Raw genomic sequence first — 14,622 nt, forward strand, 5'->3', positions numbered from 1 at the left:
GCTGGACGATGGCCAGCGGATCGAGATCTCCCGCTGAACCGCCACATGGATGTCTGACAAGGGCGGCGCTCGCGATGGCGCCGCCCTTCGGCTGGACCGACGCCGCTGGCCGACAGCTCCATCACCGGTCGAGACGCGAAAGGATGTCCATCTCACGGCAGCCCATCCGCCGCATGGTCTACCGGTCGGTGCAAACCAGACGGCAGATGTCGTCTGCCGGCTGTGGTGATGACTGGTTCCGCTGCCGGAATAGGTCTAGAAGCGGGCTTTCGCTGGTTCTGATCGCTGTGAGGCCGCTTGCTACGGAAACCCTTGACCCTCACCGGCAGCGCGCTTGCCGTCCTGCATGCTCTTGTCGAGCGGGGGCCGTCGACGCGCCCGCAGCTGGGGCAGGATCTCGGCCTGTCGAGGCCCACCATGTCGGCGGCCATGTCCGAGCTCATGGCAGCGGGCGTGGTCGAACCTATCGGCTCGGTGCAGGGCGGGATGGGCCGCCGGGCGGTGGAATATCGCGTGGCCACCCATGCGGGGCATGTGATCGCGGTCGATGCGGGCTCCACGCATATCCGTCTCCGGCTGTCCACGCTGGACCGGCGGCTGCTGCATTCCAGCCTGCACCCGCTGCCACAAAGCCAGTATTCGCTGACGCCCCAGATCAGCAGTGTGGTGGCCGCCGCCGTGGCCGAGGCCCTGCAGAAGACCGAGGCCGCCTGGGGCCCGCTGCGGGCCATGGCGATCGCGATCCCCACCCGGGTCGTCGGGCCGGAGGGCGACACGGCCGCCACCGATCAGGAGGTGATCTACACCAATTTCACGCCGCCGCCGGAGGTCGACTGCACGCTGGTGAACAACGTCAACTGTGCGGCGGTGGCGGAATACCATTATGGCGCGGCCAAGGGGCGGCAGACCTTCGCCTTCCTGCAGGTGGGGGTGAAGATCGGCCTTGGGCTGATGCTGAACGGCCAGATCCTGCCCGGCGTCAATGGCGCGGCGGGCGAGATCGGCCATATCACCTTTCCTTTCGCGCCGGGGCTCACGCCGGTGCCCGGCGAGGTGGAGCGCTACATCGGAACCGAGGCCTTCATGTCCCGCGTTCGGGCCGACTGGCCCGCCACGTCGGGTTCCCCGCCTGCGGATACCTACGAGCTGCTGGCCCGCGCGGGCGAGGGCGATCCGGTCGCGCTGCGGCATGTCGAGGGCCATGCCGCGGAGATCGGCGCCGTGATCGCGATCTGCGTCAGCGTGATCGACCCCGGGCTCGTCGTGCTGGGCGGGGGATATGGCGCCTCGCCGCTGTTGCGGCCGAAGGTGGAAGAGGTCGTCCACCGCCTTGCCTTTCCGGCCGAGATCACCACCAGCACGCTTGCCGCCGAGGCCACCGTTCTCGGGGCAGAGCGTCTTGCCGTCGAACGCGCCCTGTCCAGCCTTCTCGGCACCTCCTGAAAACTTTGATCCCTGCCGCGCAAAAAATACTTGCTCGACCGACTTTGTTTGTTAAGCTGCCTAATAATTGAGGTCGACCGATGAACGCGTCGACGGGATGACGACAGGAGAGATCAATGACCGTCAGGAACACCGCTTCCAGCCTGCTTGCCTTGGCCTTGGCCGCTGGGGGCACCGCCGCTGGCGCGCAGACCCTCGAATACTGGGTCTATTCCGATTTCGCGCAGGGCGATGCACTGGCGCTGCAGCAGGAGTTCATCACGGAATTCCAGGAAACCCATCCCGGCGTGACCGTGAACATTGTCGGCAAGGGAGATGACGATCTGACCGCCGGGCAGATCGCAGGCGCGGCCAGCGGCAACCTGCCGGACGTGTTCATGAACGGCATCGGCGTCGGCGCCCAGCTTGCCGATGTCGGCGCGCTGGCGAACATCCATGAGAAATGGATGGCAATGCCCGAGGACTTCCGCGCCCAATTCAACGCAGGCGCGATCGAGAACTGCTCGCCCCGCCCCGAGGAGATGTATTGCATCCCCTATACCGGCTACGGCACCTTGCTGTTCCGCAACCTGACCGTGCTGGAAGAGGCCGGGATCGATACCGCGACCCCGCCGGCAGACTGGAACGCGTGGCTGGCGCAGATGGAGAAGGTGAAGGCCGCGGGCAAGTTCGCTGTCCCCGATCAGGCGCTGGTCTTCAACTCGATCGCCGAAATGTATGGCGTCGCCGGCGATGTCTCGACCTGGGGTATCGACTGGGAGGCCAAAGCCACCCGGATCGATCCGGAGGTGATGGCTTCGGTGCTCGAGAAATTCGTGGCGATGCAGCCGCTGACATCCGGCACCAGCCGCAACGATCAGGCCACCAAGGACCTGTTCGTGACCAACCAACTGGCCTTCCACACCATCGGCCCCTGGGTGAACCCGACCTATGTCGAGGCCGCCGCCAATTCCGGGCTGAAATACGACTTCGTGCTCATGCCCGGCGAAACGGCCGACAAGCACGGCGGCATCAAGAACTTTGAGATCGTCGGCGTCGCCCCGGGCGAGAACTTCGATCTGGCCTTCGAGTTCGCCACCTACATCACGGCGAAGGAGCAGATGGCCCGCTGGGCAAAGCTGCTGTCGCGCTACAACTCGAACGACGCCGCGATGGCCGAGGCGGATGTGGCAGCGCTGCCGCTGATCGCGCAATCCGTGGCCGCCGTGGCGGCAACCATGGATGTGAGCCCGCCCTACCTGATCCATCCGGTGCCCGCCTGCTACCAGTCGACGGTGGTCGATTATGTCTCGGCAACGGCCGACGGCGAGTTCACGCCCGAGGAGGGCGCTGCCGAGATGATCGCCGAGCTGAACGACTGCATCGCCGGCTGATGTCCCTCATCCCCGCCTCCCGCCGCATTGCCGGCGGGGGGTCCGGCCTTCCGACCGCCCGCCCTTCGCCGGGCGCCTGCACCTTCATGGGGAAACGATGCGAGTCCTGCGCCACTACCTGCCCCACTTTCTGATGATCGCGCCGTTTCTGCTGCTGTTCGGGACCTTCTTTCTCTATCCCATCATCAGCGGCCTCTATTACAGCTTCCACGACTGGAACGGCGTGCGCGAGCCGGTCTATGTCGGGCTTGAGAACTACACCAGGCTGCTGGGCTCCCGAGACTTCTCGCGGGCAATGTGGAACCTGGCCCAGTATATCGTGATCACGGTGCCGCTGGGGCTGACCGTCGCCTTCTGCCTGGCGCTTCTGGTCGACAGCTTCACGGGCCGCTGGGCGAACTTCTTCCGCAATGCCTATTTCCTGCCGGTGGTGCTGCCCGCCTTTCTGGCGGCGACCATCTGGCGCTGGATCTATGCGCCGAACTTCGGCCTGCTGAACATGATGCTGGGCTGGGTCGGGGCAGAACCCGTCAGCTTCCTGAACGACACCGGCACCATGCTCTACGCGCTGATCGCCGTGGACATCTGGGTTTCGGCCGGGTTCAACATGGTCATCATCCTCGCCGGGCTGAAGAACATTCCCGCCGATCTCTACGAGGCCGCCCGGCTCGACGGTGCCAGCAAGCTGCAGCAGGTGATCCACATCACCATTCCGATGCTGGCCCCGGTGCTGTTCTTCGTGCTGACCTACGCGGTCATCTCGGCCATGCAGGTCTTCGACACGCCCTGGCTCCTGACCGGATCCTCCTTCTCGGAATACGGCGGGCGCCGTGGCGCGCTGCTCTTTCCGGTGATGGACATGATGGGCCGCGCCTTCGGCGGCGTGCAGTTCGGCCTCGCCTCCGCCTACGGCTTCCTGCTGACCATCGCCATCATCACCGTCACCGCCATCCTCTTCGCGGTCCGCAAATGGAGCAGCCGTCGATGACGACCTTCACACCCTCCGCGCGCCTTTCGGTCTGGACCATCCTGAAATGGACCGTCGCCATCATGATCGCGGTCATCACGATCTTTCCGATCTGGTGGATGATCAATGTCGTCTTCTCCCTGCCGGGTGAGCCCGTCGCCATCAACCCGCGGCTCTGGCCCACCTCGCTGTCGGCAGGCCTCGGCAAGATCGAGATGATCTTCACCCAGACCGGCTATCTGCGGGCCTATGGGATCTCTCTAGCCTATGCGCTGCTGACGATCCTCGGCGTGCTGTTCTTCGGATCACTGGCCGCCTTCGAATTCGCGCTGTTCGACTTTCCGGCCAAGGGCCCGATCTTCGGCATCGTGATGCTGTCGCTGATGGTGCCCACGGCGGTGACCATCATCCCCACCTATCTGCTGACATCGGAGCTGGGCTGGCTGAACTCCCTTCAGGGGCTGGTCGTGCCCGGCCTTGCCTCGGCCTTCGGCCTGTTCATGCTGGTGCAGTTCATGCGCGCCATCCCCAAGGACATGATCGAGGCGGCGCGCCTCGACGGGGCCGGGCATTTCCAGATCTACTGGCATGTCGCCCTGCCCCTGTGCCGCAACGCGCTCGTGACGCTGGCCATCCTGACCTTCATGCAGACCTGGGGCAATTACATGTGGCCGCTGATCGTGACCACCTCGCCCGAGATGTACACCGTCGGGCAGGTCGTGGGCATGTTCAACGCCCCCCTCTCGCACCAGACGGTCGATGTCGTGATGACCGCCAACCTTCTTGCCGCCGTGCCGCCGCTGCTGTTCTTCCTGATCTTCCAGCGGAAGATCGTCGAGGGAATTGCGATGTCGGGCACCAAGGGCTGACCCGGAGCTAGACGAACCCATGGCCTTTCTTGAAATCAAATCCCTCTGCAAGAGCTTCGAGTCCTATCCGGTCCTCAAGGACATCGACCTGTCGATCGAGAAGGGGGAGTTCGTGGTCTTCGTCGGCCCTTCGGGCTGCGGGAAATCCACGCTCCTGCGGATGATAACGGGGCTGGAAACGCCCACGTCGGGCACCATCGCCATCGAGGACGAGGTGATCAACGACGTCGATCCGGCAAAGCGCGGAACGGCGATGGTGTTCCAGTCCTATGCGCTCTACCCGCATATGTCGGTGTTCCAGAACATCTCCTTCGGCCTGCGCATGGCGCATCAACCCAAGGCGCTGATCAGGGAGCGGGTGGAGAAGGCTGCCGCCATCCTGCGGCTGGACAAGCTTCTGGACCGCAAGCCGGGCCAGCTCTCCGGCGGGCAGAAGCAGCGGGTGGCCATCGGCCGTGCCATCGTGCGCGAACCGCGGGTGTTCCTGTTCGACGAGCCCCTGTCCAACCTCGACGCGGAGCTGCGCGTGCAGATGCGGGCCGAGCTCCTGGAGCTGCACGACCGGCTGGGCACAACGATGATCTATGTCACCCATGACCAGGTCGAGGCGATGACCCTCGCCGACAAGATGGTGGTGATGAGCGGCGGCAAGATCCAGCAATACGGCCGCCCGCTCGACCTCTACGACGATCCCGACAACAGGTTCGTGGCGGGCTTCGTCGGCTCTCCGAAGATGAACTTCCTGTCGGCCACCGTCACTGCCGCCGCGCCCGGCAGGCTGCAGGCCGATCTGGCCGCGGGTGGCACTGCCGCCTTGCCGCTCGCGGCCGGTGCAGTGCCTGGCGCCCGGATCGACCTGGGCATCCGGCCCGAACAGCTGTCCGTCGTCGCGGCGGGGCAGGCAGTGCCCGGAGATGCCGTGGCGGTTGCAGGCCGTGTCGTGCTGATCGAGGATCTCGGTGCGGAATCCTACCTGCATCTGCAGCTCTCCGACGACAGCCGCATCGGGGTGCGGACGGGCCGTCACACCGCCCATCTCGGGGACGAGGTCCGGGTGGCCGCGCCCGCCGCCGGCGTCCTTGTCTTCGACGAGGCCGGTGCGCGTCTGCGGGGTCGGGAATGATGCTGCAAGCGTCTTCCGGGGCAGGGGCCCCGGTGGTGGGCGTCGATATCGGCGGCACCAAGACCGAGATCTGTCTGGCACGCCAGGACGGATCCCGGCTGATCAAGCTGCGCGAGACGGTCCTGCCCAGCCAGAGCTGGCGCGGCAAGGATGTGGCCGAGGATGCTGCGAGCCTTCTCGCGCAGGTGCATCTGCTCGTCGGGGACGACCCTGTCGCAGCGCTCGGGATCGGCGCGCATGGCTGCGACGACGACACGGAATGCGAGGCCTTTGCCGCCGCCCTGCGTGCGCGCAGTTCCTTGCCCTTGCGGGTGGTGAACGATGCCGAACTGATGCCCCTGGCCATGGGCCGGGTGGGCCAGATCGGGCTGGTCGCGGGAACCGGGTCCATCGCCGTCTGCCGCGATGCCGAGGGGCGCATGATCTCGGCCGGGGGCTGGGGCTGGCTGATCGGCGACGACGGCAGCGCCGCAGGCCTCGTCCGCGAGGCGGCCCGCGCGGTGGCCTTCGCGCTCGATGGCGGCGCCACGACCGAAGATCCGCTGATCCGGCTGATGTATGCCTCGCTGGGCCAGCCCGACGTGCCGCGCCTCGGCAGCGCGCTGGCCGGCCTCGGCACCGCGGCCGCCATCGGGGCGCATGCGCCCGCCGTCTTCGCCGCCTGTGGCGCGGGCTCGCCGCTGGCGGCCTCGGTCATCCGCGCCGGGGCCGAGGCGCTGGCGGGCCTCGTTCTGAACCTGCAGGTGCGGGGCAGCACGGCATCGCATGTCGTGGCCGGGGGCAGCGTGATCGTGTCGCAGCCGCCGCTGTGGCAGGCCTTCGTCGCCGCCGTCGACCGGCGCTGCGAGGGCCAGATCACCCCGCATCTTTTCAACGGCCATCCGGTCGATGGGGCCTGCCGCCTCGCCGCCGATCTGGTGACGCCGGCCCTTTCCTGACAAACCGAAAGCAGAAGGAACTCAGCCATGAGTTACAGATCCACCATCGCCCGCCAGCCCGAGGCGCTGGCCGACACGCATGCCACCGTCCGCAGCCAGCTCGACGCGGCTGACCTGTCGGGCCTGCTGCAGTCGGTGGTCGGCGTCACCGGCATCGGAGCCAGCTTTGCCGCCGCCGTCGTCGGCGCGGCAGAGCTGCAGGCGAAGGGCCGTCGCGGCGTGGCGATCCGGGCCTGCGATCTTGCGGCGGGCCATGATCTTGCCGATACGCTGGTCGGCCTCTCCGCCGGCGGGCGCAGCATCGAGACCGTGATGGCCTTCGAAAAGCTGCCCTCGGCCCGCCGCATCGGCATCAGCAAGGACGGTTCCGGCCCGCTGGCCGGCGTGTCCGATTTCCACCTGACCATCCAGCAGGGGCAGGACGCGACCCCGTCCAGCGTCGGCTATACCGCGACCCTGCTGGGCATGGGAATGCTCTTCGAGCGCCTTTTGGGCGCCAGCGGCGACAGCTTTGCCGATCTGCCCGCCGTGGTGAGCGATGTGCTGACCCGTGCGGCCGGCAAGATGGACCGCATCGGCAGCCTCTTTGCCAGCCGCCGTGCTATCGACTGCGTCGGGGCGGGCGCGGCGCTCGGCACGGCCGACGGCGCCTCGCTCCTGATCCGCGAGGCGGCGCGTCTGCCCGCCTCCGCGTATGACACCCGGCACTACCTGCACGGCCCGCTGGAAGCCATGGACGCGACGACCGGAGTCCTGATCATCGGCGACGGGCGCGAGGTCGAGCTGGCCAGGCAGGTGGAGCGGATCGGCTGCCCGGTCGTGCTGGTCACCACTGATGCCTCGGTGCAGGATGGCGAGCTGCTGACGGTGATCCAGGTGCCGCGCTGCGACAATCTCATCGCGCAGGGCATCGTGGACATCCTCGCGCCGCAACTGATCGCCGCGCAGCTGTCCGACGCGGCGGGCCTGACCGATGTGAAATTCCGCTACCGGATGCAGGACACCAAGGTGAAGGCCGAAGCAGCGGCCTGATACTTCGCCCGGCGGCGGACCACCGCGCCGCCGGGCGCTCTTGCGGGCGGGCCCGGGGCCGCCCGAGCATCGGCAAGTCCGACCGCCCGCAAAGCGTGGCGGTCGAGACCCGCCCTAAAGGTAGCGTTCCTGTCACGCCCCCAGCCGCTCCTTCAGATCGCCCAGCAGCCAGCGCCCGGCTCTGCATCATGGCCGGTGGCCCTCTGCGCGCCGGATGACCCCCCCGCACCTGTTGAAACAGGCCGCTCACACGTCCTGTTGATGGAGCACCGCCAAAGGCTGTATCATCTTTCGGTTGAATTCCCCGCAAGCCGCTGCATATCAAGACTTATGACGAAGGCAGGATGTCGCGAGCCGATGGTCGAGATCTACCAGGAAGACTTACGCCTCGCTGCATTGCACCAGCTCAGGCTCCTCGACACCCCATCAAGCGAGAGCTTCGATCGCATCGCGCGCATGGCCGCCCAGATCTTCGGGTTGCCCATTGCGGCCATCTCTTTGACCGACAGCAAGCGGCAGTGGTTCAAGTCCCGCGTGGGGGTCGATCACCGGTCGATCCCGCGGCACAAGGCGCCCTGCGGTCAGGTGGCCGAGACCAGGGATTTCCTTGTGATCCGCGACTTCGCGGAGGATGCGCATTATGCCGACAGCCATCTGGGGCGCAACGGAACCCGCTTCTACGCCGGCGCCCCGCTGGTCACCCGCGAAGGGTTCGGCCTTGGCGCCCTCTGCGTCCTCGGGCCCGACCCACGGGATGTCACCGAGGCCGAGGTGACTGCGCTGACCGATCTGGCGGCGATGGTGATGGCGCAGATCGAACTGCAGCACGCTTTCGGCCGCGTGGACCCGGTGAGCGGCCTTCCGAACCGGAACCAGTTCCTCGAAGACCTTTCCGATCTTGCGAACGAGCCAGGCGGGGCGGAGCAGACCGCCGCGCTCCTCGATTTTCTCACGGCGGAGCAGATCGGCGACTATGTCCGGGTGATGGGGCCGGGCCATGTCGACGATCTCGTGCGGGTCGCGGTTTTCGCCCTGCGTCAGGTCGTTGGACAGGATCGTCTCATCTACCACCTCGGGCCCATGCAATTCGCCCTTCTCGCGGCACCCGGGGTCGACCAGAACGATCACATCGCCGAGGTCGAGGCCTGCCGCCACGCCGCCAGCGCGAGGAACGCTGCCCTGGGCAGTTGCGCGGTCGGGATCGTCAGCATCGGGCGGCGCGGAATGCTGCCGCACGATGTGCTGCGGGCCATGCACAGCGCGGCTCAGGATGCGCGACACCTGCCGGAGCTGATGGGCTTCTACTCGCGCGAGTCCGACTCCATCTTCCGGCGCCGGTATCATCTGCTGGAGGACTTCGGTCTCGCCCTGCAGGCCGTGGGGCAACTCCGGCTGGTTTACCAACCCCGCATCGATCTGCGGAGCGGCGCATGCCTCGGCGCGGAGGCTCTGCTCAGATGGCAGCACCCGGAGTTCGGCAACATCCCCCCCGATGACTTCATCCCGATGGCCGAGCGCTCGATACATGCGGCCGCGCTGACGACCCGTGTGCTGGGTCTGGCCCTGGGTCAGCTGCGCCTCTGGCAGCACGTGGGGTTCGCGCCACATCTCTCGGTGAACATCTCGGCGGCGAACCTGACGGAGCCCGGATTCGTGGACGCCGTGGCGGAGGCACTCAGGCGCCACGACATACCGGTCGGACGGCTCGAGCTCGAGGTGACCGAGAGCGCCGTCATGCAGAACGCCGCCGAGGCTCTGACCCGGCTGCAGGAGCTGTCCGACATGGGTATCCGGCTGGCGATCGACGATTTCGGCACCGGCCACAGCAGCCTCGCCTATCTCCAGAAGCTTCCGGTCGATGTCGTGAAGATCGACCGCAGCTTCGTGATCGACATGGACCGGAGCGAGCGGGACCGGACGCTCGTGCGCTCCATGATCGGCCTGTCGCATGATCTGGGATACAGCGTCGTCGCCGAAGGCGTGGAGACCGAAGCGACCGCGCGCCTGCTGCGCGACATGGGATGCGAGGAGGCACAAGGCTACCACTTCGCACGTCCCCTGGAAGCCGAAGATTTCACCGATTGGCTGCGGGCCCCGCAGTGAGCAACCCACGACCGTAACGCCTCCGCTGACGCCACGCCGGTGCTGCAACAGGAGCACAGTGGCACGGCGGCGGGGTGGTCGCTAGGATCAAGGGGCGACCGGCCAGGGCGAACGGGTTCGCCAAACGCTTTCGCGCCGCGACTGCCCGCATCTCCGAGACCGCACCAGGACGCCCAGCCCTATCGGAAGCCTGCGCTTTTGGGCCAGCCGCAAATGCAAGGCGGCAGGCCGGGTTCCTTCGGTGGCAAGGGAAGGCCCCGCGCTGTCGTCTTGCTGTTGTCTCTCCCCGCGTCCTGGCTCATCAAGGCGGCGGATTTTCTGACTGCGGATGACATGGCTCTCTGGATACCCGTCACTCTTGCCGCTGCGCTGGTGCAGACCCTGCGGTTCATGCTGCAGAAGCAGCTGAAGGCCGCGGGACTCTCGACCAGCGGTGCCGCCTTCTCGCGCTTCGTCTTCGGCGCGCCGCTGGCGATCCTCGTCTCGGCGGGGGTGCTGGCGGTGACCGGCGCGCGGATGCCGCAGCTCGGGGTGGAGTTCTGGGCTTTTGCCCTGGCCGGCGGGCTGGCGCAGATCGTAGCCACGCATCTGACGGTGGCGCTGCTGGCGCTGCGCAACTTTGCCGTGGGGATCGCCTTTACCAAGACCGAAACCGTGCAGGTGGCGCTGTGGTCGGTGGTGCTGCTCGGCGAGCGGATCGCGCCGCAGGGGTGGCTCGCCATCGCGCTCGGCTTTCTTGGCGTGCTGATGATGTCCACCCGCGCCAAGGGCGGCCCACTGCTGTCGCGCGCCACGGTCTACGGTCTTCTGGCCGGAGGGTTGTTCGGACTGTCGGCGATCTGCTACCGCGGCGCCACGCTGACGCTGGGCGACGGCCCGGCCTTCCTGCGCGCCATCGTCACGCTGGCCTGCGTCACCACCTCCCAGACTCTCGCGATGGGCCTCTGGATGCGCCTTTTCGAGGCGGGGCAACTGACCCGCGTCTTCGCCTCCTGGCGGCGGACGATCTGGGTCGGCGTCACCGGGATGCTGGGCTCGCTGTTCTGGTTCTTCGCCTTCGCCTTGCAGAACGCCGCCTATGTCCGCGCCCTCGGACAGATCGAGATGGTCTTCACCGTGCTGGTCTCGTTCCTGGTGTTCCGCGAACGGTTGAGCGTCAAGGAGGGGGCTGGCATCCTGCTGATCTGCGCCAGCATCTTCGTGCTGGTGCTGCTGCTGTAGCCACCGAGCGGATGTCAGACCGCCCCTGCAGGCAGATTTGCAGCCGTATCGCGGGAGTGACCGGCGTCGCATGCAGATGCGGTTCAAGTGCCCGGGAAACCTTGTCTGCAGCGGATGCACCAGCCTCCCGTGACCGGGTCAGGGCAGCCAGATCTCGACCGTGCCTCTGCTCGGCAGGGGGCGGAAATGGGTAAAATCATCTACACCGCCACTGCGATCCCGACGGACCACCTTTCCCAAAGCTTCCGAAACAGCTCGATCCGCCTCGTGGAAATACCGGATGCTTTGCCTGTCGATCCCGAAATCGACAGTGCGAACCTCCACCTCGCCAGCTCCGGCATCGCGGAGGCGGCGGGCAAGCTCCTGCGATCTTGCGGGGCCTTCGGAACTGGCATGATGGATCACGACCCTGGTCCGTGACAGCGCGGTCTGGGGCGCCGTCATCGATTCCGTTGGCACAGGCCTCGCCTCCGGCGCCGCAGGCCTTGTATCCGGCGTGGCGACGCTGTCGGTGTGGGGTTGCGGATCATCAGCTTGTCTTTCCCGGCCCGGCAGATGGCGCCAGATCTCCTCGGCAGTCGGAAGACCGCTCCCGGTGCCGCCCGGGCCGACAGGAGCCTCCGCCTGCGCCGCAGCCTGCGTCGCCGCCATGCAACCGATCAGGGCAAGGGCGGGAAGACGACCGTGCAGGCGTCGCGCAGGGCGGCGCGTCAGCATGATCCCTGCCGCGCCCAAGCCCTCGAGCCGCGGCACGGCGGCTGAACATGGGGCAGGGCGGGATGCATCCTGGCTGGAATCCATGGGGTTCTCCTCATGATGAGCATCGGCTTGCGCAGGCCTTATGCTTGAGGAACCTTGAGGCAGACGAACGGATGCAGCAATGAACGAAGAATCCCCCGAGGTCACAAAGGGTTGAGCTTGTGGGAGCTTGAACCCCGCGAATTTTCGGTGGCTTCGACCGAGGAGGTTGAGCATCACGCGCGACCGCCAAGTCCACCGACATGCACGCGTGCCGCCCGGCTGCTTCTAAAGAGCAGGGTTCACCACGCCTGCGCGGGCAGGCGGGGTGTCGATCCCGGCGCAGATCTGCTGTCAGTCCGCAAACGTCGATTTGGCAGAAGAAACGTTGGAGGTCAGTTGCATCCGAGAGGGACATCCTGCCCGAAAGCAAATCCCGTCCCGACCGCCGCCCTGTTCCAGCCACCCCGGCCGCCTGCTGCGTTTGCAGGCGCCGGGGCGTCAGAGGCTCCCTTGGAACCGGGAACGAGGCCGCATGCCGACCTCCAAGCCGAGACCGCTCACGGCCCGCTGGGGGCGATCCGCCAGATGGTGTTCGACAGGTCGTCCGCGACGATCACCGCGCCCTCGGGATCGACCGTTACCCCCACGGGACGGCCGCGCGTGTTGTCGGCATCGACCAGAAAGCCCGTGACGAAGTCGATGGGCTCCCCCACCGGGACGCCGTTCTCGAAGGGGACGAAGACCACCTTGTAGCCCACCGGCTCGTCCCGGTTCCAGCTGCCGTGCATGCCGACGAAGGCGCCGTCGGTGAACTGCGGCCCCATCGCTTCGGTCGAGAAATCCACCCCGAGCGCCGCGACATGCGCGCCGAGCGCGTAATCCGGCGCGATGGCCGAGGCGACCTTGTCGGGGTCCTGCGGCTTCACCCTGACGTCGACGTTCTGGCCCCAGTAGCTGTAGGGCCAGCCGTAGAAGCCGCCATCCTGCACCGAGGTCAGATAGTCGGGGACCAGATCGGCGCCGATCTCGTCCCGCTCGTTCGCCACGGCCCAGAGCGCGTCCGTGCCGGGCTGGATCGTCAGCGCCGTCGGGTTGCGGATGCCGGTGGCATAGGGGCGATGCGCGCCGGTCGCCACGTCGATCTGCCAGATCATCGCCCGGTTTTCCTCGACCTTCAGGCCGCGCTCGGTGATGTTGCTGTTCGACCCGATGCCGACATAGAGGAACTGCCCATCCGCACTGGCGGTCATCGCCTTGGTCCAGTGGTGGTTGATCGCCGAGGGCAGCAGGGTCAGCACCTCGGGCGGGCCCGCGGCTTCGGTCTGGCCGTCGACATAGGCGAAGCTGACCACCGCATCCTGATTGGCGACGTAGATCGTCCCGTTCACGAAGGCGAGGCCGTAGGGCGAGTTCAGGTTCTCGGCGAAGATCGTCTGCAGCTCGTATTCGCCATTGCCATCGGCGTCCCGCAGCAGCGTCAGCCGGTTGCCGCCGGGCTCCGGGCTCTTGCCCCAGCTCTTGATGACGCCGGCGATCATGTCCTTCGGCCGCATCGCCGGAGCGCCGCCGCCCTTGCCTTCGGCCACGAGGATGTCGCCATTGGGCAGGATCAGCATCTGGCGCGGGATCTGCAGATCGGTGGCGATGGCCGTGATCTCGAAGCCCTCGGGCACGGTCGGCAGGGCATCACCCCAGAGCGCGGGACGCGGGATCTGCATGTCGGGCAGCAGGCCACGGTTCGGCGCGGGAAGCTGCGGGCTGGCGCCGGTCGACTGAGCCTCGGCCATCGGGGGGACCAGCGCCGCGAGGGCACCGGCAAAGATCAAAGCTTTCATCAGTTTTTCTCCTCGGCAGGAAATCCTGCATAGCCGAGCCATGTGGCGACGAGGGCGAGCAGGGCCGCCACTCCGGACCACCACAAAGCCTCGGGCATGATCGCCCATGCGTCCTTCGAATGGACGAGGGCGTTGACGAAGCCCACGATCCACGCGGCGAGAAGCACCACGAAATACACGGCAGGGCGGCGGATGGCGAACTTGCGGTGGCGCACCAGACTCACCAGCGCGGCAAGCAGCGCAAAGCCCCCGACCAGAAGCCCGCCGGCGTTCAGCCATTGCGCGAAATTCGACCACTGGATCTCGGCGCTGCGCCAATAGGCGATGTCGGCCACCAGCGTGCCGAGGAACAGCGGAAACACGAACGCCAGAAGCACGGCGTGGAGCGGGTGAACGAACCTGACATACCCGGATGGGGATGCAGAGAAGTCCAGGGCGGGCGCCTCCCTTGTGATCATGGCTATGGACCTCCTGTTCAGAAATTACCTGGGCAGAACGGTCGCCGTGCCCAAGTGTTCCGCGTGGACCCGCGTTTGGGGTTCAATCAGGAGGCGAATCCGGCGGCGGAGGCGCAAACGCGTCTTTCGAAAGGGCATTTGCACCGGGCTCGGCCTGCAGCGACAGCCCTGCCTCTTCGTCCATGTCGACCGCCGCCTTCCGCGCAGGTCAAAGCCTGCACACCGCAGCGCCTGCGCTGGCTCAGACCGCGCCGGGGCCCTTCTTGATGAACCGATTCGACGCAAGAGCTGCCACCGCCGCGCCCCGATCCCTCGCGCCGAAACGGCAGCCCCCTCGCCGCCGCCCGAAAATCAGCACGCGATTCCAAGCCCTTCGCCGCGTCCGCTCGCTGCGGGAGTCCCGGGCGGTCTATGCAATATCAACTGTTGTGCAAACGCATTTACAACTGTAGCGTCTTCCTCAGGGTCCCTCGTCAATCCGGGCGACGGGCCTGCGCGCCAGTCCGGCGCGCCATCTCG

12 protein-coding genes are annotated in these 14,622 nt (G+C 66.7%); 9 read left to right on the forward strand and 3 right to left on the reverse strand.

Annotated elements, in window-relative coordinates; genetic code table 11:
- Nucleotides 1-312: 312 nt before the first annotated feature.
- The 9 genes from AC3A5Z_RS12555 to AC3A5Z_RS12595 all read left to right on the forward strand — a co-directional run bounded on the left by AC3A5Z_RS12555 (nt 313) and on the right by AC3A5Z_RS12595 (nt 11,069).
- Complete coding sequence (locus AC3A5Z_RS12555; protein ID WP_487519685.1) at nt 313-1,443, forward strand: ROK family protein; 1,131 nt, start codon at nt 313-315, stop codon at nt 1,441-1,443.
- A 116-nt stretch (nt 1,444-1,559) separates the two neighbouring features.
- Nucleotides 1,560-2,816 carry an ABC transporter substrate-binding protein gene (locus tag AC3A5Z_RS12560; protein WP_487519686.1) on the forward strand — a complete coding sequence of 419 codons (1,257 nt, stop codon included), beginning with the start codon at nt 1,560-1,562 and terminating at the stop codon, nt 2,814-2,816.
- Between the two features lie 97 nt (nt 2,817-2,913).
- Nucleotides 2,914-3,804 (forward strand): carbohydrate ABC transporter permease, encoded by an 891-nt coding sequence (locus AC3A5Z_RS12565; protein WP_487519687.1) that lies wholly within the window; start codon nt 2,914-2,916, stop codon nt 3,802-3,804.
- Nucleotides 3,801-4,652 (forward strand): carbohydrate ABC transporter permease, encoded by an 852-nt coding sequence (locus AC3A5Z_RS12570; protein WP_487519688.1) that lies wholly within the window; start codon nt 3,801-3,803, stop codon nt 4,650-4,652. Before AC3A5Z_RS12565 ends, AC3A5Z_RS12570 begins: the two co-directional genes overlap by 4 nt.
- 19 nt (nt 4,653-4,671) lie before the next feature.
- On the forward strand, nt 4,672-5,775 hold the full coding sequence (locus AC3A5Z_RS12575) for an ABC transporter ATP-binding protein (protein ID WP_487519689.1): 1,104 nt from the start codon (nt 4,672-4,674) through the stop codon (nt 5,773-5,775).
- Nucleotides 5,772-6,713, forward strand: a complete 942-nt coding sequence (locus tag AC3A5Z_RS12580) for an N-acetylglucosamine kinase (protein ID WP_487519690.1) — start codon at nt 5,772-5,774, stop codon at nt 6,711-6,713. The genes AC3A5Z_RS12575 and AC3A5Z_RS12580 overlap by 4 nt, the downstream gene beginning before the upstream one ends.
- Before the next feature lie 27 nt (nt 6,714-6,740).
- The gene (locus AC3A5Z_RS12585) at nt 6,741-7,745 is read left to right on the forward strand and encodes an SIS domain-containing protein (RefSeq protein ID WP_487519691.1); all 1,005 of its coding nucleotides are present in this window, start codon (nt 6,741-6,743) and stop codon (nt 7,743-7,745) included.
- A gap of 357 nt (nt 7,746-8,102) precedes the next feature.
- Nucleotides 8,103-9,848 (forward strand): putative bifunctional diguanylate cyclase/phosphodiesterase, encoded by a 1,746-nt coding sequence (locus tag AC3A5Z_RS12590; RefSeq protein ID WP_487519692.1) that lies wholly within the window; start codon nt 8,103-8,105, stop codon nt 9,846-9,848.
- Between the two features lie 333 nt (nt 9,849-10,181).
- Entirely contained in the window at nt 10,182-11,069 is an 888-nt protein-coding gene (locus AC3A5Z_RS12595; protein ID WP_487519693.1) for an EamA family transporter, read from the forward strand.
- Nucleotides 11,070-11,207: 138 nt separating this feature from the next.
- On the opposite strand, the gene AC3A5Z_RS12600 is transcribed toward AC3A5Z_RS12595, so the two are convergent.
- The 3 genes from AC3A5Z_RS12600 to AC3A5Z_RS12610 all read right to left on the reverse strand — a co-directional run bounded on the left by AC3A5Z_RS12600 (nt 11,208) and on the right by AC3A5Z_RS12610 (nt 14,103).
- Nucleotides 11,208-11,870, reverse strand: a complete 663-nt coding sequence (locus AC3A5Z_RS12600) for a hypothetical protein (RefSeq protein WP_487519694.1) — start codon at nt 11,868-11,870, stop codon at nt 11,208-11,210.
- 497 nt (nt 11,871-12,367) lie between these two features.
- Nucleotides 12,368-13,645, reverse strand: a complete 1,278-nt coding sequence (locus AC3A5Z_RS12605) for a PQQ-dependent sugar dehydrogenase (RefSeq protein ID WP_487519695.1) — start codon at nt 13,643-13,645, stop codon at nt 12,368-12,370.
- Entirely contained in the window at nt 13,645-14,103 is a 459-nt protein-coding gene (locus tag AC3A5Z_RS12610; RefSeq protein ID WP_487519696.1) for a DUF2231 domain-containing protein, read from the reverse strand. Before AC3A5Z_RS12610 ends, AC3A5Z_RS12605 begins: the two co-directional genes overlap by 1 nt.
- Nucleotides 14,104-14,622: the final 519 nt, after the last annotated feature.

It is taken from the genome of Cereibacter sp. Soil_C_27, assembly GCF_057657095.1.

What these genes read in the sequence shown, in the direction of transcription:
- AC3A5Z_RS12560 (WP_487519686.1), top strand. Translation starts at nt 1,560, where the DNA reads ATGACCGTCAGGAACACCGCTTCCAGCCTGCTTGCCTTGGCCTTGGCC.
- AC3A5Z_RS12565 (WP_487519687.1), top strand. Translation starts at nt 2,914, where the DNA reads ATGCGAGTCCTGCGCCACTACCTGCCCCACTTTCTGATGATCGCGCCG.
- AC3A5Z_RS12570 (WP_487519688.1), top strand. Translation starts at nt 3,801, where the DNA reads ATGACGACCTTCACACCCTCCGCGCGCCTTTCGGTCTGGACCATCCTG.
- AC3A5Z_RS12575 (WP_487519689.1), top strand. Translation starts at nt 4,672, where the DNA reads ATGGCCTTTCTTGAAATCAAATCCCTCTGCAAGAGCTTCGAGTCCTAT.
- AC3A5Z_RS12580 (WP_487519690.1), top strand. Translation starts at nt 5,772, where the DNA reads ATGATGCTGCAAGCGTCTTCCGGGGCAGGGGCCCCGGTGGTGGGCGTC.
- AC3A5Z_RS12585 (WP_487519691.1), top strand. Translation starts at nt 6,741, where the DNA reads ATGAGTTACAGATCCACCATCGCCCGCCAGCCCGAGGCGCTGGCCGAC.
- AC3A5Z_RS12590 (WP_487519692.1), top strand. Translation starts at nt 8,103, where the DNA reads ATGGTCGAGATCTACCAGGAAGACTTACGCCTCGCTGCATTGCACCAG.
- AC3A5Z_RS12595 (WP_487519693.1), top strand. Translation starts at nt 10,182, where the DNA reads ATGGCTCTCTGGATACCCGTCACTCTTGCCGCTGCGCTGGTGCAGACC.
- AC3A5Z_RS12600 (WP_487519694.1), bottom strand. Translation starts at nt 11,870, where the DNA reads ATGGATTCCAGCCAGGATGCATCCCGCCCTGCCCCATGTTCAGCCGCC.
- AC3A5Z_RS12605 (WP_487519695.1), bottom strand. Translation starts at nt 13,645, where the DNA reads ATGAAAGCTTTGATCTTTGCCGGTGCCCTCGCGGCGCTGGTCCCCCCG.
- AC3A5Z_RS12610 (WP_487519696.1), bottom strand. Translation starts at nt 14,103, where the DNA reads ATGATCACAAGGGAGGCGCCCGCCCTGGACTTCTCTGCATCCCCATCC.